This is a genomic window from Mycobacterium sp. NGS39 (genome assembly GCF_059812765.1).
In genome coordinates, this window is sequence record NZ_JCALDH010000017.1 from 35658 (window position 1) to 53509 (window position 17852).

Sequence of the window (17852 nt, forward strand, 5' to 3'; positions counted from 1 at the left end):
TGTGTCAAAGGAGCTCTCATGCTCAACCAATGGATCGAATGCTGCATGGTCCAGCGCGTATCGCTGCACGACGGACTCGTTTTGGACCTTGATGACTACAACGAGCTGGTCATCTCCGGTTGGCTTCGACTGACCCTGCCGCCGGTGGGCGCCTACCCGGCCGAGGACGTGCTGATCGATCCCAATCATGTCGCTCAGCACGAACGCCCGCTGCTCGACCTGGCCGGTTCGGTCTGCACCGAAGCCTGGTGCGCCGACAACGGCACGCTGCATCTGCGGTTTTCCCGCGGGCACCGCATCGAGGTCGACGCCGACCCGCACGCCGCCGCCTGGGAGCTTTACGGCAAACGCCACGGCTACATGGCCTGCCTACCGGGCGGACACGTCAGCGTGGTCCGCCACGACATCCCCGACGCCGCGGGCACATCCACCGAGATTCCTTCTGCGGCACCATGACCGACACCGACTCAGACGTCGCCGACGCCTCCACGGCCGTTCACCGTCGACGCGACGGCCCGGCGACATCGAGTGAATACAGCCCGCGGCTGGCACGGCTGGGCGGGTTCGCCGTCAGGCACAAAGCCCTGGTGTTCGGGGTGTGGATCGGCACCGCCGTCGTGCTGGCACTGCTGTTCCCGCAACTGGAGACGGTCGCGCGGCAGCAGTCGGTGGACCTGATCCCGCGTGATGTGGCGTCGTTTCAAACGGTGGACCGGATGAGCGCGGCGTTCGGCGAACAGGGGTCTAAGACCATGTTGTTCGTCGCGATGGAAGACCCTGCCGGTTTGACCCCGGCGGCCCGGCAGCGCTACGAGCAGCTGGTGGCGCGGCTGCGCGCTGACACCGACCACGTCCTGCTGGTTCAGGACCTACTCGCCGACCCGGTCACCGAAGCCCAGGCGGTCAGCCAGGACCGCAAGGCCTGGTATCTGCCGGTGGGTGTGGCCGGCACGCTGGGGGACCCCACCGCCGCTGAATCCGTGCAAGCCGTACGCGACATCACCGCCGGCGTGTTCGCCGGCTCGCCGACCACGGCGCACGTGACGGGGCCGCCGGCGACGTTCAGCGACCAGATCGCCAGCGCCGAACACGACCTGGTGCTGATCTCGATCGCCACCGCCGGGCTGATCGCGCTGATCCTGCTGATCGTGTACCGGTCGGTGTTCACCGCGCTGCTGCCGCTGCTGGTGATCGGGTTGAGCTTGGCCGTCGGGCGTGGTGTGCTGTCCGCGCTCGGCGAGATCGGCATGCCCGTCTCGCAGTTCACCGTGGCCTTCATGACCGCGATCCTGCTCGGCGCCGGCACCGACTACACGGTGTTTTTGATCAGCCGCTACCACGAGCAGCGCCGCGCACAGGTGCCCGCCGACCAGGCGGCGATCTACGCCACCGCCAGCATCGGCCGGGTCATCCTGGCCTCGGCGGCCACCGTCGCATTCGCGTTCCTTGCCATGGTGTTCGCCCGGCTCAGCGTCTTCGCCGCCCTCGGGCCGGCGTGCGCGATTGCCGTGCTTTTCGGGTTTCTCGCCACCGTCACACTGCTGCCCCCGGTGCTCGCGCTGGCCGCCCGACGCGGCATCGGTGAACCCAAATCCGACCGCACCCGCCGCTACTGGAACAGCGTCGCCGTCGCGGTGGTCCGCCGTCCCGTGCCCCTGCTGATCGCCAGCCTCGTCATCCTGCTCGCACTGTCCGCGGCCGCCGCGACGATCAAAATCAGCTACGACGACCGCAAAGGCCAACCCGCCACCACCGCCAGCAACCAGGGCTACCAACTGCTGGACCGTCACTTCCGCAAAGACATCGTCATCACCGAATTCCTCGTCGTGGAAAACCCCACCGACATGCGCACCGGCAAGGGACTGGCCGACCTCGACGAAATGGCCTCCCGCATCACCCAGATACCCGGCGTTACCAAGGTCTCCGGCGTCACCCGCCCCACCGGAACCCGCCTCGAGCAAGCCCAACTCTCCTGGCAGAACGCCCAGATCGGCGACAAAATGGCCGGCGCCGCCGCCGAGGGCAACGCACGCAAAGACGACCTGGCCAAACTCACCAACGGCGCCGACCAACTCGCCGCCGGCCTAGCCCAACTCGACACCACCCTGCGCACCGCCCTGACACCACTGACCCCGATGCTGACCCAAGCCCAATCCGCCGGCACCCAAGTCGACCGGTTCCGGCCTCTGCTGCAACAACTTTCGGCCACCGCCCCCGCCGTCGACCAAGCCATCCAATCCGGCCCCGGACTGCGGCCACTGGCCGAACAAGCCCAACGCGCCATCGTCATCCTCGACCCCCTCGTCGGCGCCCTCAACACCTCGCCATGGTGTGCCACCACACCGCAATGCGCCCAGATCCGCGACCAAGTCCAGATCCTGGTCACCCTGCGCGACAGCGGATTCTTCAACCAGGTCGCCGACCTCGGCGACCGCTACAACCCCGCCACCAACGCCACCGTCGCCGGCACCATCGCCAACGTCCAAACCGCGATCACCTCACTAGACAAGGCCTTCGGAGCCCTCGGAGATCCCGCCGACATGGCCGCCAACATCCGCCGCCTCCAAAACGGCATCAGCCAACTCGCCTCCGGCGCCCAAGCACTCGCCACCGGCGTGCACACCCTCGCCGACAGCAACATCGAAATGCTCTCCGGCATGAGCCAAATCGCCACCCAACTGCAAAACTCCGCCCGCGCCACCGCCGGATCGGACTCCGCCACCGGCTTCTACCTACCACCCAACGCCTTCGAAAATCGCCAATTCGCGGACGTGGCAAAGCAATTCCTCTCACCCGACGGCAAAACCGCGCGCTTCGCCATCGAATCCAGCCACGACCCCTACAGCGTCGAAGCGATGAACCTCGCCCACCACATCACCGACATCGCCAACACCGCCCGCCCCAACACATCACTGGCCAACGCCACCGTCTCCGTCGCCGGATTCCCCGCCGTCAACTCAGACATCCAACGACTGCTCTGGACCGACTTCGCCCAACTGGCCATCGCCACCCTGCTCATCGTCGGCCTCATCCTCGTGCTGCTTCTGCGCGCCCTGCTGGCCCCCCTATACCTACTGGGCACCGTGGTGCTCAACTACCTGGCCTCACTCGGCATCGGGGTCCTCATATTCCAGTGGTGGCTCGGCTACGAAATCGCCTGGCCTGTACCGCTATTGGCGTTCATCATCCTGGTAGCCGTCGGTGCCGACTACAACATGCTGCTCGTCTCCCGGCTCCGCGAAGAATCAGGACACAACATCCGCGTCGGCGTCCTGCGCACCGTCGCCAAAACCGGATCCGTCATCACCTCGGCCGGACTCATCTTCGCCGCCAGCATGTTCGGACTCATGGTCGGCTCCGTAGCCATCATGATCCAAGCCGGCCTCATCATCGGCTGCGGACTCCTCCTCGACACCTTCCTCGTCCGCACCCTCACCGTCCCCGCCATCGCCACACTCCTACGCGAAGCCAGCTGGTGGCCCCAACGCGCCGCACGCCACCAACCCTCAACACCACTAACCACCGCTCGCCCGATAACCGACCTGTAGACGAAACAGACACCGCGAGCAGGCCGACCGTAGGAAAAACAGTCGGCTACACCCGTAGCGGCCGACAGGTAACACCGGTGGACTACGCCGCTTGAGGTTGAGCGGTCGGTCGTGTGGCTTGAACAAGCCTCGTGTTTGTGTTAACGGCTCCCGAACAGGCGGTTTCCTTTGTCGTCCCAGTTGGCAGCGACCTTTTTGCTGGGTTGAACGCGCGGCGGTTCCCCAGGCATTTTCGGATAGTCCGGGGGGAAATTCATCTCGACTGGATCCGAGTCCCATAGTTCCAGTAGCCGGTCTAGCGAGTGTTGCTTGTCGTCCAGACCCTGCCAAGGGTCACCCACTTCCAGGAGCCGTTCTGGAACAGTGGATACATTCAGTTCGCGGGGGTCCGAAAGATGCTCAAGATCAGCCCAAGTCACCGGAGTCGAGACCGGCGCTCCAGGATGGGCACGGGGTGACCAAGCCGAAGCAATCGTTCTGTCTCGACAGTTCTGGTTGTAGTCAACAAAGACTCTCGTGCCGCGTAATTCACGCCACCACTCGGTGGTTACTCCTTTGTCACGGCGCTCTAGTTCCCTACCAAGAGCGATGGCCGCATGACGTACATCGAGGAATCCCCAATTCGGCTTGATCCGCACAAACACGTGGACACCCCGACCGCCGGACGTTTTGCAGTACCCAGTCAATCCAAGCTCTTCAAGCAAGTCTCGAGCTGCTAGCGCGACTCGGACGACCTCGGGAAAAGAAAGTCCAGGCTGAGGATCCAGGTCGATCCGCAGCTCATCCGGGTTATCAACAGAACTCGGATCATCCGTTCGCCGAACCGGCCATGGATGAAAAGTGATGGTCCCCATCTGGACACACCAGGCCAGCACCGCCGGTTCAGTCGGGCATACCTCCCTAGCGGTTCTTCCTGAAGGGAAGGTGATCTCCACACCGTCGACGTATTGCGGCGCCGCTCGGATCATGCGCTTTTGATAGAAGCCGCCGTCATCTGCGCCCCGTCCTAGACGCATCCCGGGATGCACACCGTTGGGCCATCGCTCCAAAGTTGTTGGGCGCTGCAGTAATACGCGTAGAAGCGGCTCGCGTACTGCGATCGTGTACTTGACAAGGTCGAGCTTCGTTATCGCTGGTGTGATGTCCGTCGGCGGAAAGATGATGCGATTTGCGCTCGAGACACGCAAAGTTCGCGTTGGCGCAACCGAAGACTTGATCTCGATCTCAACATCGTCTCGCTTTGCCATCCTCAGTCCTTGCCTCGTTGTCGACGGAATTGTCAGTTGGGGCCCGCGACGGGGGTCTCAATCAACGTCGACAAATCTCATTGGCTAGTCGATCTGTGGTAACCACGTCGAGTGCGGGGAGTTCGGTGAGGAAACTGCCATACTCCGCCGACGCCCTGGCGTCCACCAGTTCGGCCGGAAACGAAAGCGGTGAGCATGAACAGTGGTTTCATCGGGACACTCCACGGGCCGGACGTTACTCGCAGTCCACGACACCGGAACCCCGCATTAGATCACCACCGCGAGGAACCGCATGTTCGGTGAGGACGTACCACGTGAAATTGGAATCAGGCTCCCGAGGCAAAGGCCATGACTGCCCTCCGCCCCTTGGGCACGCGGTCCGACGTAGTGCGGGATGAACCTGAAACCGCACAGGGTTGAAATACCCTGAGAACCTAATTACCCGAAGATGCCGGGCGAGCCGAAACGCGTTCAGCCGAGCCGAGATACCGACCGAAAGAGGACCGAGACATGAGCCTCCGGCGTCCTGACGGCTCCGAGAACCACGCCTTCCTTGGCACCCTGCTCCAGGCCGGTCTGCGCGCGCTGCTGATCGTCTTCCTTACTGCCACTTTGCTTTTGGAGCCACCACACAACCACCAGGTGGCGTGCGTCGTCATCTTGGCTGCTTACGTCGTCACCGTGGCCGGCTGGGCGGTCTGGGCGCTGCGGCCGCACGCTCGTATCAGGCCGGACGTCGAAAAGCTTGTGACGCTGCTTGTTCTGGGCGCGGACATCCTTGCCCTCTCTGCACTGGCGGTACTCACTGGGTTCACGTCCGCGGAGGACTGGACGTCCGACGTCTTGCGCAACGGGCTGTTCCTCGTCCCGTTGATCGCGGCGGCACAGTTGAACCCGGACATCAGCGCCGCGATCGCCGTTCCGACGGTGCTCGGTTTGTTCGCCACCTCGTGGATAACTCAGGAATCCAACGAGGAGCCGTGGTCGTCGATTGTGTTGAGCACCACGGTGATGTCGGCGTTAGCGGCCGGTTCCGTTGCACTGTCCCGCATTCAGCAGTCCAAAGTCTCGACCATCCGTCAATTGGCGGAGCAGCGCACCCAGTTGCTAGAGGAGTTGCTCGGGCTGGAGAAGCGCGAGCGGGAGACGCTCGCGGAGCGGGTGCACGACGGGCCCCTGCAGTACGTTCTCGTGGCCCGGCAAGACCTCGAAGACGTCCGGACGGGTTCCGGTATTGCTGTCGACCGTGTGGAGACGGCGCTCGTCGAGGCCTCCGAGCTACTGCGGCATGTGGCCAGGGACTTGCATCCACAGGTGCTTGCGCGGCGGGGGCTGAAGGCAGCGATCTCCGATTTGGCCGCGAGTGTGGGCAGCCGGCCTGATCTCACGGTTGAACTCGACACGACGGCCTGGTCGGACGACCAACGCACCGACACGGATTACGTCATCTACAACGCAGCCCGGGAAATCTTGACCAACGCCGTCAAGCACGCTCATGCAGACACGGTCAACATCAGTCTGCGTCGTGACGGCGACCATGCTGTGTTGGAGGTCGCCGACGACGGTGTCGGCATTTCCGACGCTGCTCTTGCGCAGAGCCTTCGTGACGGTCACATCGGTCTGGCGTCCATCCGCACCAAGGTTCTCGCGTCAGGCGGTCAGTTCGACATCCGCCCACGTTCACCGGGTACCGCGATCACGATCTCAGTCCCGCTGCGGCAGAACGTCGTGTTGGCGGCCAGCTGAGCTCAGGTCGAGCACTGCGAGATGGCGATGTGACCACCGCCGTTGCGCGCCAACGCTTCTCGCTCGGCATCGGCGATTGTCGGGCCGTACCAGCCGTAGTAGTTGTCGCCATTCACGGCGAGTGCGGCACAGCCGTTCTTCGCCCAGGCGATGAACACGCAGTGGTTGCCGCCGTGGTTTTGGCATTCGCTCAGTGATCGGATCCGCGCCGAGTCGAGATTGTTGTAGTTGTTGCCCCACCCGTAGACGTGGCTCTCCGGTGAATACGAGATCGCGACGTAGGTGTCGTCGGCCAGGGCGGGCGGCGCACCGGCCAGGCTCACGGCGGCCGCTGCTGCCGCACCACCGGCGAGCAGAGTTGCGAATCGGAAAGGCTTGCGGCGGGAAATCATCATGGCGTTCTCCTGAGACGACGGTGCCCGTGTCGCCTCGTCAGGAGCGCCCCGCCGCCTCAACGACCGCCACTCGGGACACCAACTATCGACCTAACGGATCAAGTGTGAACCCGATGCTCGGGATCCGTACCCGCTTTTCGCCAGCTGGTCGGCGCGGAACGCGCCGCGGTGAACAGCCGCACAGGATCCGCTAGCCGTCAGGCCCGGGCGCCAACGTCACCTTGGCGGCGCGTTGCTGGCCCGTGCGGTCCTGCCACACCAGGTCCACCACGTCACCGGGATAGTGCCGGTCCAAAACGCCGGTCAACAAGGTCGCGTTGTTCAGCGGTGCACCGTCCAGCGAGAGGAGCACGTCGCCACGCTGCAACCCGGCCTGCTCAGCTGGGGTGCCGGGGAGCACGTCGCGCACGGCCACACCGCCCGATCCGCGTTGTTGAGTGGTACCGACTCCGATGCCCAGCATGGCCGGCGGGCCGATGTGAACGGTGCCAGCCGGCGTGCGCGATTGGATTTGTCCAGCGATCGCCATCGCCCGGTTGATCGGAATGGCGAACCCTTTGCCGCCCGGGCTGCCCAGCCGGTAGTTCACCGACGCCGCCACGTTGACGCCGATCACCTGCCCGGCGCCGTTGACCAGCGGACCGCCCGAGTCACCGGGCCGCACCGGCGCCGCGATGCCGATGAGATCGTTCAGCTCTTCGGAGCTGCCGGTCAAGTCGTCCTCGGCCTCGATGTCCGCACCGATGGCGATGACGCGGCCTTCCTCGCGGCTGATCGGCTTGCCGCTGCCATTGGCGTTACCCAGGCTGACGATCGGCTCGCCGATCCTGACCTGATTAGAGTCGCCGATCGGCGCCGTCGGCAGACCGTTGGCACCGAGCAGTTGGATCAGCGCGATGTCCTGGGTGCGGTCGTAGCCCAGCAGCTTGGCCCTGAAGTTCTGGCCAGTGCCGACGCTGAGCACGTTGATGCTGTCGGCTCCGGCGACGACGTGGTTGTTGGTCAAGACGACGCCGTCCGGGCTGATCACGATGCCGGCACCGAAGCCCACGACGCCCTGGTAGTTCACGATCGTGTTGATCTGCACCATGCTTTGCTCCGCTATGGCCGGCGCGGCCTGCACCGGATCGGCGGGCACCGCCGCTGCCGTCGGCAGCGAGGACATGTGCGCCGGAGTCACCAGCGCGACAACCGTCGCCAATGCGGCGACGATTGAAAGCCACCACACCCTGGCGGGGGGGTGAGAAGGTCGTTCAGCCATCTGTTGCCTTTCGCGCGGGCGGAACTGAGCGTTGACTACATTTTGCCCGCACACACTGACACGGGCGGAAAACCGCAGGTAAGGGGCTCAGTCCTCGACGGCTACCCCGCTGGACTTGCGCCGCAGCCGAGGCCGGCGCAGCTTGCCCGACGGACGCTGGTTGCGGATGCCGCCCCGTGCGGCCTCGACGGCCACCGTGTCCTCGGCCGACGGCGGCTCGTCGTCCCCGACGCCCCCGTCCTTCGCGTCCCCCGCCTCAGCGTCCGACTCGGAGAGCTCAGCGGTCTCCGACTCCGTCGTCGGCTCCTTGGACAGAGAGAGTTCCTTGCCTTCTTTGTCCGCGTCGTCCGCTTCTTGCGCTTCGTCGGCCGTCTTGCCCGCGTCGCCTTCGGCGGCGTCTTCCGTCGGCGTGTCGGTCTCGGTTTCGGCCTCGTCGGGCTGCTCACCCTTGCGGCGCCGCCAGCGGCTCTTGCGTTCCTTCGGCGGCTTCTTCTTGACCGGCCTCGGCGGAGGAGGCGGCAGCTCGGCGACGAACGACAGGTAGAAGGAGAAAATACCCAGCAAGCTGATCGCGGCGGCGGCACCGTAGATGCCGAACAGCCAGCGCCCGACGTCGTCGAGGCTCAGCCAGATCTCGCTGATCGCCGCGCCGATGATCAGCGCCCCACCCAGGACATGCAACACGATGGACAGCACCCGCAACCGCAGGGCGAGGTAGGGGGTCGCGTACTCAGGACGCCGGGTGCGCAGCCATGTGAACACCACCGGCAGGGCAGCCAGCGCGATCAACGCACCGGCGACGATGCGCAGCACCGTCCCCAGTGTGTGCGACGTGTCGCCTGACAACTCCCACCAGCGAGGAAGGACGAACAAGAAGTACAGGACCCCGGCAGCGATCGAGAACAACGCGTGCCAGATCACCGCGACAATGCGGCTCATGCCCCTCCTCAAACGCCACGTCTGCTGGCGTTGATCGATGCTTGTCTGGGGCGGGGCGACCGGTACTCGATGCGCCCCGCATCCCGACGGCGGAGGATGCGGGATTTGAACCCGCGAGGGCTATTAACCCAACCCGCGTTCCAGGCGAGCGCCATAGGCCACTAGGCGAATCCTCCGTCGGACATGGTAACCGACCTGTCTGGACGGGCCGGCCGTCACCGCCGACGCAGGTACTAGACTCTGCGTGGACCCCGCGCGGCGTCCATCCTGTGAACTCCCCCAGGGCCGGAAGGCAGCAAGGGTCAACGGGCTCTGGCGGGTGCGCGGGGTCCCCCACTCACTTTTGCTCGATTCCCGCGGCCATGTCTGGAGGTGCCAACGCGCGTGGCCTCGTTCACTTCCCTCGGCCGTGACGAGTTGATGGCCCAGCACGAGCTGCAGCAGGAGAACTACGCCGCGCTGCGGGCCAAGAAGCTGACGCTGGATCTGACCCGCGGCAAGCCGTCACCGGACCAGCTCAGCCTGTCCAACGCGTTGCTGAGCCTCCCGGGCGACGACTTCCGCGACGGCGAAGGCACCGACACGCGCAACTACGGCGGCCTGCACGGCCTCCCGGAACTGCGAGCGATTTTCGGCGAGCTGCTAGGCATCCCGGTGCCTAACCTGATTGCCGGCAACAACTCCAGCCTCGAGATGATGCACGACGTCGCGACGTTCTCGATGCTGCACGGCGGCGTCGACTCACCTCGGCCGTGGATCCAGGAACCGAAGGTGAAGTTCCTGTGCCCCTCGCCCGGCTACGACCGCCATTTCGCGATCACCGAAACGCTGGGCGTGGAGATGATCACGATCCCCATCCGCGAGGACGGACCCGACGTCGACCTCATCGAGGAACTGGTCGCCGCCGATCCGGCGATCAAGGGCATGTGGGCGGTGCCCGTGTACTCCAACCCCACCGGCGTGACGTACTCCTGGGAGGTGGTGCGCCGGCTGGTGCAGATGCGCACCGCGGCGCCGGACTTCCGGTTGTTTTGGGACAACGCCTACTGCGTGCACACGCTCACCCACGACTTCGTGCGTCAGGTCGACGTGCTCGGGCTGGCTGCGGCCGCGGGAAACCCGAACCGGCCTTACGTTTTCGCGTCGACTTCCAAGATCACGTTCGCCGGTGCCGGCGTCAGCTTCTTCGGTGGGTCTCTGGCCAACATCGCGTGGTATCTGCAGTACGCGGGCAAGAAGACCATCGGCCCTGACAAAGTGAATCAGCTGCGGCATCTGCGGTTCCTTGGCGATGCCGACGGAGTCCGACTGCACATGCAGCGCCACCAGCAGTTGTTGGCGCCCAAATTCGCGCTGGCGCTGCACATCCTCGAAGACCGGCTGGGTGCGTCGAAGATCGCGTCGTGGACCGAGCCCAAGGGCGGCTACTTCATCAGCCTCGACGTGCTGCCCGGCACGGCGCGGCGCACGATCGGGCTGGCCAAGGATGCCGGGATCGCTGTCACCGAGGCCGGCGCTGCATTCCCGTACCGAAAAGACCCGGAGGACAAAAACATTCGGCTCGCGCCGACGTTCCCGTCGATGCAGGAGCTGTCGCAGGCCGTCGACGGCCTGGCCACCTGCGCATTGCTGGCCGCCACCGAGACGCTGCTGCTGCGTAGCTGAGCGATTTCGGTGCGTTTCCGTGCGCTGAGCGCCGGTTATCGCACCGAAATCGCACGCGTCGGAGGGCCTCGGTAGCCTGCTGACCGTGGCTCTGTACCGCAAATACCGTCCGGCGACATTCGCCGAAGTGGTGGGGCAAGAGCACGTCACCGAGCCGCTGTCCACCGCGCTGACAGCCGGCCGGATCAATCACGCCTACTTGTTCTCCGGACCACGCGGCTGCGGCAAGACGTCGTCGGCGCGAATCCTTGCCCGCTCGCTCAACTGCGCCCAAGGGCCGACGGCCACCCCGTGCGGGGTGTGTGAATCGTGCGTGGCGCTGGCGCCCAACGGGCCCGGCAGCATCGATGTGGTCGAGCTGGACGCGGCCAGCCACGGCGGAGTGGACGACACCCGCGAGCTACGCGACCGCGCGTTCTATGCGCCGGCGCAGTCCCGCTACCGGATTTTCATCGTCGACGAAGCGCATATGGTCACCACCGCGGGCTTCAATGCGCTGCTGAAGATCGTCGAGGAGCCGCCCGAGCATTTGATCTTCGTGTTCGCCACCACCGAACCGGACAAGGTGCTGCCCACCATCCGCTCGCGGACGCACCACTACCCGTTCCGGCTGTTGGCGCCGAAGACCATGCGAGCGCTGATCGAGCGGATCATCGCCCAGGAGGGCGTCCAGGTCGACGACACCGTGTATCCGCTGGTCATCCGCGCCGGCGGCGGCTCACCGCGCGACACACTTTCGGTGCTGGACCAGCTGCTGGCGGGTGCCGAAGAGAACCGGATCGCCTACCCGCGGGCGCTGGCGCTGCTGGGCGCCACCGACGTCGCACTGATCGACGATGCGGTCGACGCACTCGCGGCAGGCGACGCAGCCGCGCTGTTCGGCGCGGTCGAGTCCGTCGTCGACGCGGGCCACGATCCGCGGCGGTTCGCCACCGACCTTCTCGAGCGGTTCCGCGACCTGATCGTGCTGCAGGCCGTGCCCGACGCAGCGGCCCGCGGAGTGGTCGACGCACCCGGAGACGTGTTGGATCGCATGCGTGCGCAGGCGGCGCGCATCGGCACCGCGACGCTCACCCGCTACGCCGAGGTGGTGCACGCCGGGCTGGGGGAGATGCGCGGGGCCACAGCGCCGCGGCTGCTGCTGGAAGTGGTGTGCGCGCGGCTGCTGCTGCCCTCGGCCAGCGACACGGAATCGGCGCTGCTGCAACGGGTCGAGCGCATCGAGAAGCGGCTGGACATGTCAGTGCCGGAAGCTGCCTCGCAGCCGGCGCCCGCTGCGGCCGCGCCCAGGCCGGCGCCCGCAGCGACGCCTGCGAGCATCGCCGCAGCAGAGCCGCTCCCGCCGAAGCCGGCCCCGCCGAAGCCGGCCGAGCCGGCGCCGGCGCCCGAACCAGCTCCCGCGCCGGGCCCCCCGCCCGCGGTCGGCGCGCTCGACGCCGCCGCCGTCAGACGCCAGTGGTCCACCGTGATGGACAAGGTCCGCGGCCGCAGCCGAACTCTCGGTGCGATGCTGGCCGACGCGGTGGTGTCTGCAGTCGACGGCGACACACTGGTGCTGTCACACCAGTCCGGCAATCTGGCGAAACGCCTTGGCGAGCAACGCAATGCCGACGTCATCCGCGAGGCGTTGAAGGACGCGCTCGGCGTCGACTGGAAGGTCCGGTGCGAAGTCGCCACTGCCGCGTCGACCCCTCCGCCCGCCGAGGACCTGCGCCGCGCGGAGGAGGACATGCTCGCCGAGGCGGGGCAAGACACCGCCGCAGATGCCCCGCGCCGTGACCCGGAGGAAGTGGCGCTGGAACTTCTGCAGAACGAGTTGGGCGCCCGTCGGATCAACGGACCCTAGGGCGTCCACCACGGCCGCAACGGCAGGCCGCCGTCGCCGCCGTGTTCGTCGAGCTTCACCGCCAGCACCTGGTGCAGCTGAATAGCGTTGTGCTCGAAGCCAACTCGCGAACCCGCCATGTACAGGCCCCACACTTTCGCGGTTCCCAAGCCGACTTCGTCGACGGCCTCGTCCCAATGCTCGACGAGGTTGCGGCACCAGTCACGCAGGGTCAGCGCATAGTGGTGGCGCAGGTTCTCCTCATGCAAGACCTCGAGTCCGATGTCCTGGATCTCGGTAATGATCCGACCCGACCCGGTGAGCTCGCCGTCAGGGAACACGTAACGGTCTATGAAGCCGCCAGCCGTTGCCGGGTGCCGGTTGTCGTGGCGGGTGATGCAGTGGTTGAGCAGTAGACCACCGGTGCGCAACTTCGACTGCAGGAAGCGGAAGTACGACGGATAGTTCGCCACGCCGATGTGTTCGGTGAGCCCGATCGACGACACCGCGTCGAACTGTGTCTCGGCGATGTCGCGGTAGTCGCCGTGGCGCACCTCGGCGAGCTCCGTCAACCCCTCGTCCGCGATCGCCTTCTGCGCCCACTCGGCCTGCTTCGCCGACAGCGTCACACCTATCGCCTTGACCCCGTTGCGTGCGGCATATCGCACCATGCCGCCCCACCCGCAGCCCACATCGAGCAGCCGGTCGCCGGGTTGCAGCCGAAGCTTGTCGAACACCAGCCGGTACTTGTTCTCTTGCGCCTCTTCCAAAGTCGCATCGGGGTGCGGGTAGCACGCGCAGGTGTACGTCATCGACGGGCCAAGCACCCACTCGTAGAAGGTGTTCGACACGTCGTAGTGGTGATGGATCGCTTCTGCATCACGAGTCTTGCTGTGCCGCCATCCCTCTGCGATCCGGCGCCACCGCGGAAGCGCCTCCTGCGGCGGCGGCGCGATCGGCTTGAGATGTTCCACCCCGATGGAACGGACGATGTTCGCGAGCAGCCGGGCCGGCGGCCGTTTGAATTCGAGCTTGACAGCCAAGGCCTTCAGCAGCTCGTAGGGGTCGCCGGGGTGTACGCCGCGCGGTTCGAGATCTCCGGACACATACGCGCGTGCCATGCCGAGTTCGCCAGGCGCGGTCGCCAGATACGTGGTGCCGCGCGGCGTGCGCAGATGAAGTCCGAGCGTGGCGTCCTCGGGACCGGCGCTGCTGCCGTCGTAAGCGGTGAACCGAAGCGGCAGTTGGCCTTCGGCGAGCACTTCGAGGATCTGCGCCAGTGTCATCTTGCCTGTGGTGGAAGTGTTCGTCGTGCGCTCACGAAACGTCGTCATCGTCTTTGCACCGCCTTCGCATAGAGGTCTAGGAAACGCGAGTCCGGGTCGTAGTTCTTTTTCAGCGTCTTGTATGTCTCGCCGCCGTAGAGTTCGTCGAACTCCTCGGGGGAGTAGTAGGCGTCGGAGTACAGCGATTTGTGCCCTTCGAGCTCGCTGACCTTCGCCTCGATACGCCGATTGGTTTCTCCTTCCGTCGCCCCGGCCGGTACCGAGGACCAGAACCCGATGTTGACGTAGGTGTGCCCGGGCCGGATGGGGTACAGCGGCCATCCGGCCGGATCGCGAAGTCGCAAGGGGCACAGCCAGATAGGCTCGATGGGCACGTTGGCCAAAAACCAGTCGAGGAATTCTGCGCAGCGCTCGATCGGTACCTCGACGTCCTGCACCACGCGCTCGCGCGGCGGGCGGCCATGCCGCTTCTCGATCCCGTCGGCGATGTTGAAGCGCCGGTCGTAGGAGATCAGTTTCCAGTAGAAACTGCTGCGCCGCAGGCGCCGCGGCCAGAACCGCCGGATGCGTGGGTTTTGCGCTCCGAACGCCCGCGAGCACCAGAACCAGTCGGTGTCCCAGCGCCACAGGTAGTCGTGGATGGTGAGCCGGTCGTGCTTCTCACCGTCATCGTGCTGAATGGAGCGGTAGTAGATCTGCTGGCCGGTGTAGTCGCTGACCGGTCCCGGCGTGCCGGTCTGCGTGCCGATGCACAGGTAAGACTCGTCGCCGCTGAAGACGACGCCGTCCAGGTAGTCGACGCGCTCGCCGTCGTACCCGCCGGTGTCCACGATCCGGTCCATCTCGGCGACCAGGTCGGCCAGCGAGTGAAAACGCAGGTGCCGCAACGCGACGAACGGTTTGACGGGCTCCAGCTCGATCTTCAGTCGCACCGAATAACCAAGCGTGCCATACGAATTCGGGAAACCGCGGTACAAGTCGGAGTGCTCGTCGGGCGACGCTGTGATCACCTCACCGGTGCCGGTGAAGATGTCCATCTCCAGCACCGACTCGTGCGGCAGCCCGTTGCGGAACGACGCGGACTCGATCCCGAGCCCGGTGACGGCCCCACCCAGCGTGATGGTCTTGAGCTGCGGCACCACCAGCGGCGACAGGCCGTAGGGCAGGGTGGCGGCCACCAGATCCTCGTACGTGCACATCCCCGCGACGTCAGCGGTGCGGGCCTGCGGGTCGACCGCCAGAACGCCAGTGAGCCCGGAGGTATCCAGGCCGGGAGCGTCACTTCTGGCGCGCGCGCGAAACAGGTTCGACGTGGGTTTGGCGAGCCGGACGGTGGCCGTCGGCGGGATCGCGCGATAGCTTGCGATCAACCGGCGCACGCCCTCGTCATGAGTTGACACACGTATACGCTAATCCGCGGCTACCGCCGATGCGACCGAACCACCGACCACTAGAGGAGTTTCGCCTGATGGGACAGGTCAGTGCAGCCAGCAGCGTTATGATCAATGCAGCGCCGGAGAAGGTGCTCGCCGCGGTTGCCGACTACCAGACCGTCCGCCCGAAGATCCTGTCACCGCAGTACAGCGACTACCAGGTGCTGCAGGGCGGCCACGGCCAGGGCACCGTCGTCAAGTGGAAGCTGCAGGCGACCAAGTCGCGGGTGCGTGACGTGCAGGCCACCGTCGACGTCGCCGGTCACACAGTCATCGAAAAGGACGCGAACTCGTCGATGGTGACCAACTGGACCGTCGCCCCCGCCGGTACCGGATCGACCGTCACCGTGAAGACCTCGTGGCAGGGAGCAGGCGGCGTCAAGGGCTTCTTCGAGAAGACGTTCGCGCCGCTGGGCCTGCGCAAGATCCAGGACGAGGTGCTGGGCAACCTCAAGAAGGAGCTCGAGGCGTCCGCAGAGTCGGCCTCCAGCTAGGCGGTCGGGCGGCTCTGCGCCAGGAAGCCGGCGATGCCGTTGACCACCGCGGCCGCGTATTTCTGCCGGCCTTCGACGGTGGTGATCAGCGCCTCGTCGGCCGGGTTCTTCATGTTGCCCAGCTCGACGAGCACGGCCGGATACTGCGCGAGGTTCAGCCCCGCTAGGTCGGCGCGGCCGTAGAGGCCGTCCTGGCCGATGTAGTTGGCCGGCGGAATACCGGATGCCTGCAGCTGGTCACGCATGATCCTGGCCAACTGCACCGACGGCCCGGCCTGGGCCTGGTTCAGCGGCGGCGACGAGTAGTTGACGTGGAAGCCGCGCCCGGACGGCGGCCCGCCGTCGGCGTGGATCGACACGATCGCGTTCGGGTGTACCGCGTTGGCCATTGCGGCGCGCTCGTCGACGCACGGCCCCAGCGCGTTGTCGTTGCCCCGCGACATCGCCGACCGCACGCCCAGCTGGTTGAGCATCGAGCGAATCCGCAGCACCACCTCCCACGTGAACGAATGCTCGGGGTAGCCGTTGTCGCTGTTGGTGCCCGACGTCTGGCACTCCTTGGTGCCGCCGCGCCCGTTGTTCACCTGGCGGTTGATCGACCCGTCGTTGGCGCCGTTGTGCCCCGGGTCCAGAAACACGATCATCCCGGCGATACTCGTCGGCTGAGCGCTCGCCGGCGGAGCCGCGACCAGCGAAACAGCGAGCGCCGCGGCCGCCGTGACGGCACCGACACGCAGGCAGAGCAGGTCTGGCACTGCGTCAAAGTAGCCCGCCCGCGGCTACCCTTGGGAGGGTCGATCCCGAGCCGAAACGAACTCGAGACCAATAGGCAAGAGGACTGTGATGCAACCCGGAGGCACGCCGGACATGTCTGCGCTGCTGGCGCAGGCGCAGCAGGTGCAACAGCAACTGATGGAAGCCCAGGAACAGCTCGCGGCCAGCGAGGTGCGAGGGGAGGCCGGCGGCGGGCTGGTGCAGATCACCATGAAGGGCAGCGGCGAGGTCGTCGGGGTGTCGATCGACCCCAAGGTGGTCGATCCGTCCGATGTGGAGACGCTTGAGGATCTGATCGTCGGCGCGTTCGCGGACGCCTCGCAGCAGGTGGCCGAGATGGCGCAGAGCAGGCTCGGCCCGCTGGCCGGCGGGCTGGGGCTCTGATTTGTTCGAGGGCCCGGTCCAGGACCTGATCGACGAGCTGGGCAAGCTTCCGGGAATCGGGCCCAAGAGCGCTCAGCGGATCGCGTTCTACCTGTTGTCGGTCGAGCCGCCTGACATCGACCGGCTGACCGCGGTGTTGGCGAGGGTGCGCGACGGCGTGCGGCATTGCGCAGTGTGCGGCAACGTGTCGGAGGGCGAGCGCTGCCGCATCTGCAGCGATCCCCGCCGCGACGCCTCGCTGGTGTGCGTCGTCGAGGAGCCCAAGGACATCCAGGCCGTCGAGCGCACACGGGAGTTCCGCGGGCTGTACCACGTGCTCGGCGGTGCCCTGGACCCGCTGTCGGGCATCGGGCCGGACCAGTTGAGAATCCGCGAGCTGCTGCATCGACTCGGCGAGTCGGACATTTCCGAGGTGATCATCGCGACGGATCCGAACACCGAGGGCGAGGCCACCGCGACGTACCTAGTGCGAATGCTGCGCGACATCCCGGGTCTGACGGTCACGCGTATCGCGTCGGGATTGCCGATGGGTGGCGACCTCGAGTTCGCTGACGAGCTCACGCTGGGCCGGGCGCTGTCAGGGCGCCGCGCGATGGCCTAGCCGCGCCTGCGTCCCCCGCGCCCGCGTCCCGCGCCCCCCGTGCCGCGTCCCCCGCGCCGAATTCAACGCTATGGCGCCGGCTACTCGAACTTTCGCTGCTTCGCGTTGAATTCGGTGAGCTGTCGGATGCCGGTGCCACGATGCGCCCATGGGGGAGGTACTGATCGGCAGCGAATCGGTATTGCGCGGCGAGCTTTCCAGACACGACCTACGCGCTGGCATCGGCCGGTGTTCCGCGATGTGTATATGCCGAA

At 66.0% G+C, this 17852-nt stretch carries 15 protein-coding genes, 1 tRNA gene, 1 other RNA gene and 1 pseudogene; 10 read left to right on the forward strand and 8 right to left on the reverse strand.

The features are described from left to right. The first annotated feature begins 18 nt into the window (after positions 1-18). Together AC5Y39_RS20160 and AC5Y39_RS20165 are read left to right on the forward strand one after the other, a co-directional pair. Complete coding sequence (locus AC5Y39_RS20160; protein ID WP_500021315.1) at positions 19-456, forward strand: DUF6188 family protein; 438 nt, start codon at positions 19-21, stop codon at positions 454-456. Next, entirely contained in the window at positions 453-3548 is a 3096-nt protein-coding gene (locus AC5Y39_RS20165; RefSeq protein WP_500021313.1) for an MMPL/RND family transporter, read from the forward strand. Before AC5Y39_RS20160 ends, AC5Y39_RS20165 begins: the two co-directional genes overlap by 4 nt. A 140-nt stretch (positions 3549-3688) precedes the next feature. On the opposite strand, the gene AC5Y39_RS20170 is transcribed toward AC5Y39_RS20165, so the two are convergent. Beyond that, complete coding sequence (locus AC5Y39_RS20170; RefSeq protein ID WP_500021311.1) at positions 3689-4795, reverse strand: DNA polymerase domain-containing protein; 1107 nt, start codon at positions 4793-4795, stop codon at positions 3689-3691. Between the two features lie 433 nt (positions 4796-5228). On the opposite strand from AC5Y39_RS20170, the pseudogene AC5Y39_RS20175 reads away from it, so the two are divergent. Continuing rightward, positions 5229-5309 (forward strand): annotated as a pseudogene (locus AC5Y39_RS20175) (hypothetical protein); the annotation flags it as partial. After that, entirely contained in the window at positions 5306-6541 is a 1236-nt protein-coding gene (locus AC5Y39_RS20180; RefSeq protein ID WP_500021309.1) for a sensor histidine kinase, read from the forward strand. The pseudogene AC5Y39_RS20175 and the gene AC5Y39_RS20180, both read left to right, overlap by 4 nt. Before the next feature lie 2 nt (positions 6542-6543). Here the strand turns inward: AC5Y39_RS20180 and AC5Y39_RS20185 are convergent, their stop codons facing one another. The 4 genes from AC5Y39_RS20185 to AC5Y39_RS20200 all read right to left on the reverse strand — a co-directional run bounded on the left by AC5Y39_RS20185 (position 6544) and on the right by AC5Y39_RS20200 (position 9312). Then, the gene (locus AC5Y39_RS20185) at positions 6544-6936 is read right to left on the reverse strand and encodes a DUF4189 domain-containing protein (protein ID WP_500021307.1); all 393 of its coding nucleotides are present in this window, start codon (positions 6934-6936) and stop codon (positions 6544-6546) included. Positions 6937-7126: 190 nt separating this feature from the next. Next, positions 7127-8197 carry a S1C family serine protease gene (locus tag AC5Y39_RS20190; RefSeq protein WP_500021305.1) on the reverse strand — a complete coding sequence of 357 codons (1071 nt, stop codon included), beginning with the start codon at positions 8195-8197 and terminating at the stop codon, positions 7127-7129. A gap of 87 nt (positions 8198-8284) precedes the next feature. Further along, a complete protein-coding gene (gene lucA / locus AC5Y39_RS20195) occupies positions 8285-9136 on the reverse strand; it encodes a lipid uptake coordinator LucA (protein ID WP_500021303.1) in 852 nt (283 codons plus the stop codon). Positions 9137-9226: 90 nt separating this feature from the next. After that, positions 9227-9312, reverse strand: a tRNA-Ser gene (locus AC5Y39_RS20200). A gap of 67 nt (positions 9313-9379) precedes the next feature. On the opposite strand from AC5Y39_RS20200, the gene ffs reads away from it, so the two are divergent. From ffs to AC5Y39_RS20215, 3 genes are all read left to right on the forward strand, one after another. Continuing rightward, positions 9380-9474, forward strand: an RNA gene (ffs, locus tag AC5Y39_RS20205) — signal recognition particle sRNA small type. Between the two features lie 82 nt (positions 9475-9556). Next, positions 9557-10801, forward strand: a complete 1245-nt coding sequence (locus AC5Y39_RS20210) for an aspartate aminotransferase type Ic (protein ID WP_500021382.1) — start codon at positions 9557-9559, stop codon at positions 10799-10801. Positions 10802-10886: 85 nt separating this feature from the next. After that, the gene (locus AC5Y39_RS20215) at positions 10887-12647 is read left to right on the forward strand and encodes a DNA polymerase III subunits gamma/tau (RefSeq protein WP_500021301.1); all 1761 of its coding nucleotides are present in this window, start codon (positions 10887-10889) and stop codon (positions 12645-12647) included. Here AC5Y39_RS20215 and AC5Y39_RS20220 read toward each other — a convergent pair. Both AC5Y39_RS20220 and AC5Y39_RS20225 read right to left on the reverse strand, forming a co-directional pair. Continuing rightward, positions 12644-13960 (reverse strand): class I SAM-dependent methyltransferase, encoded by a 1317-nt coding sequence (locus AC5Y39_RS20220; RefSeq protein WP_500021299.1) that lies wholly within the window; start codon positions 13958-13960, stop codon positions 12644-12646. The two genes, AC5Y39_RS20215 and AC5Y39_RS20220, sit on opposite strands and share 4 nt — an antisense overlap. Beyond that, entirely contained in the window at positions 13957-15312 is a 1356-nt protein-coding gene (locus AC5Y39_RS20225; protein WP_500021297.1) for an FAD-binding oxidoreductase, read from the reverse strand. Before AC5Y39_RS20225 ends, AC5Y39_RS20220 begins: the two co-directional genes overlap by 4 nt. Positions 15313-15380: 68 nt before the next feature. Between AC5Y39_RS20225 and AC5Y39_RS20230 the strand changes: the two genes are divergently transcribed. Then, positions 15381-15839, forward strand: a complete 459-nt coding sequence (locus AC5Y39_RS20230; RefSeq protein ID WP_500021295.1) for an SRPBCC family protein — start codon at positions 15381-15383, stop codon at positions 15837-15839. Here AC5Y39_RS20230 and AC5Y39_RS20235 read toward each other — a convergent pair. Further along, a complete protein-coding gene (locus tag AC5Y39_RS20235) occupies positions 15836-16594 on the reverse strand; it encodes an Rv3717 family N-acetylmuramoyl-L-alanine amidase (protein WP_500021293.1) in 759 nt (252 codons plus the stop codon). The two genes, AC5Y39_RS20230 and AC5Y39_RS20235, sit on opposite strands and share 4 nt — an antisense overlap. Before the next feature lie 88 nt (positions 16595-16682). Between AC5Y39_RS20235 and AC5Y39_RS20240 the strand changes: the two genes are divergently transcribed. Both AC5Y39_RS20240 and recR read left to right on the forward strand, forming a co-directional pair. Next, complete coding sequence (locus AC5Y39_RS20240) at positions 16683-16997, forward strand: YbaB/EbfC family nucleoid-associated protein (protein ID WP_500021291.1); 315 nt, start codon at positions 16683-16685, stop codon at positions 16995-16997. A gap of 1 nt (position 16998) precedes the next feature. Continuing rightward, the gene (gene recR / locus AC5Y39_RS20245; protein WP_500021289.1) at positions 16999-17598 is read left to right on the forward strand and encodes a recombination mediator RecR; all 600 of its coding nucleotides are present in this window, start codon (positions 16999-17001) and stop codon (positions 17596-17598) included. The last annotated feature ends 254 nt before the right edge of the window (positions 17599-17852 follow it).

What these genes read in the sequence shown, in the direction of transcription:
- AC5Y39_RS20160 (WP_500021315.1), top strand. Translation starts at nt 19, where the DNA reads ATGCTCAACCAATGGATCGAATGCTGCATGGTCCAGCGCGTATCGCTG.
- AC5Y39_RS20165 (WP_500021313.1), top strand. Translation starts at nt 453, where the DNA reads ATGACCGACACCGACTCAGACGTCGCCGACGCCTCCACGGCCGTTCAC.
- AC5Y39_RS20170 (WP_500021311.1), bottom strand. Translation starts at nt 4,795, where the DNA reads ATGGCAAAGCGAGACGATGTTGAGATCGAGATCAAGTCTTCGGTTGCG.
- AC5Y39_RS20180 (WP_500021309.1), top strand. Translation starts at nt 5,306, where the DNA reads ATGAGCCTCCGGCGTCCTGACGGCTCCGAGAACCACGCCTTCCTTGGC.
- AC5Y39_RS20185 (WP_500021307.1), bottom strand. Translation starts at nt 6,936, where the DNA reads ATGATGATTTCCCGCCGCAAGCCTTTCCGATTCGCAACTCTGCTCGCC.
- AC5Y39_RS20190 (WP_500021305.1), bottom strand. Translation starts at nt 8,197, where the DNA reads ATGGCTGAACGACCTTCTCACCCCCCCGCCAGGGTGTGGTGGCTTTCA.
- lucA (WP_500021303.1), bottom strand. Translation starts at nt 9,136, where the DNA reads ATGAGCCGCATTGTCGCGGTGATCTGGCACGCGTTGTTCTCGATCGCT.
- AC5Y39_RS20210 (WP_500021382.1), top strand. Translation starts at nt 9,557, where the DNA reads ATGGCCCAGCACGAGCTGCAGCAGGAGAACTACGCCGCGCTGCGGGCC.
- AC5Y39_RS20220 (WP_500021299.1), bottom strand. Translation starts at nt 13,960, where the DNA reads ATGACGACGTTTCGTGAGCGCACGACGAACACTTCCACCACAGGCAAG.
- AC5Y39_RS20230 (WP_500021295.1), top strand. Translation starts at nt 15,381, where the DNA reads ATGGGACAGGTCAGTGCAGCCAGCAGCGTTATGATCAATGCAGCGCCG.
- AC5Y39_RS20240 (WP_500021291.1), top strand. Translation starts at nt 16,683, where the DNA reads ATGCAACCCGGAGGCACGCCGGACATGTCTGCGCTGCTGGCGCAGGCG.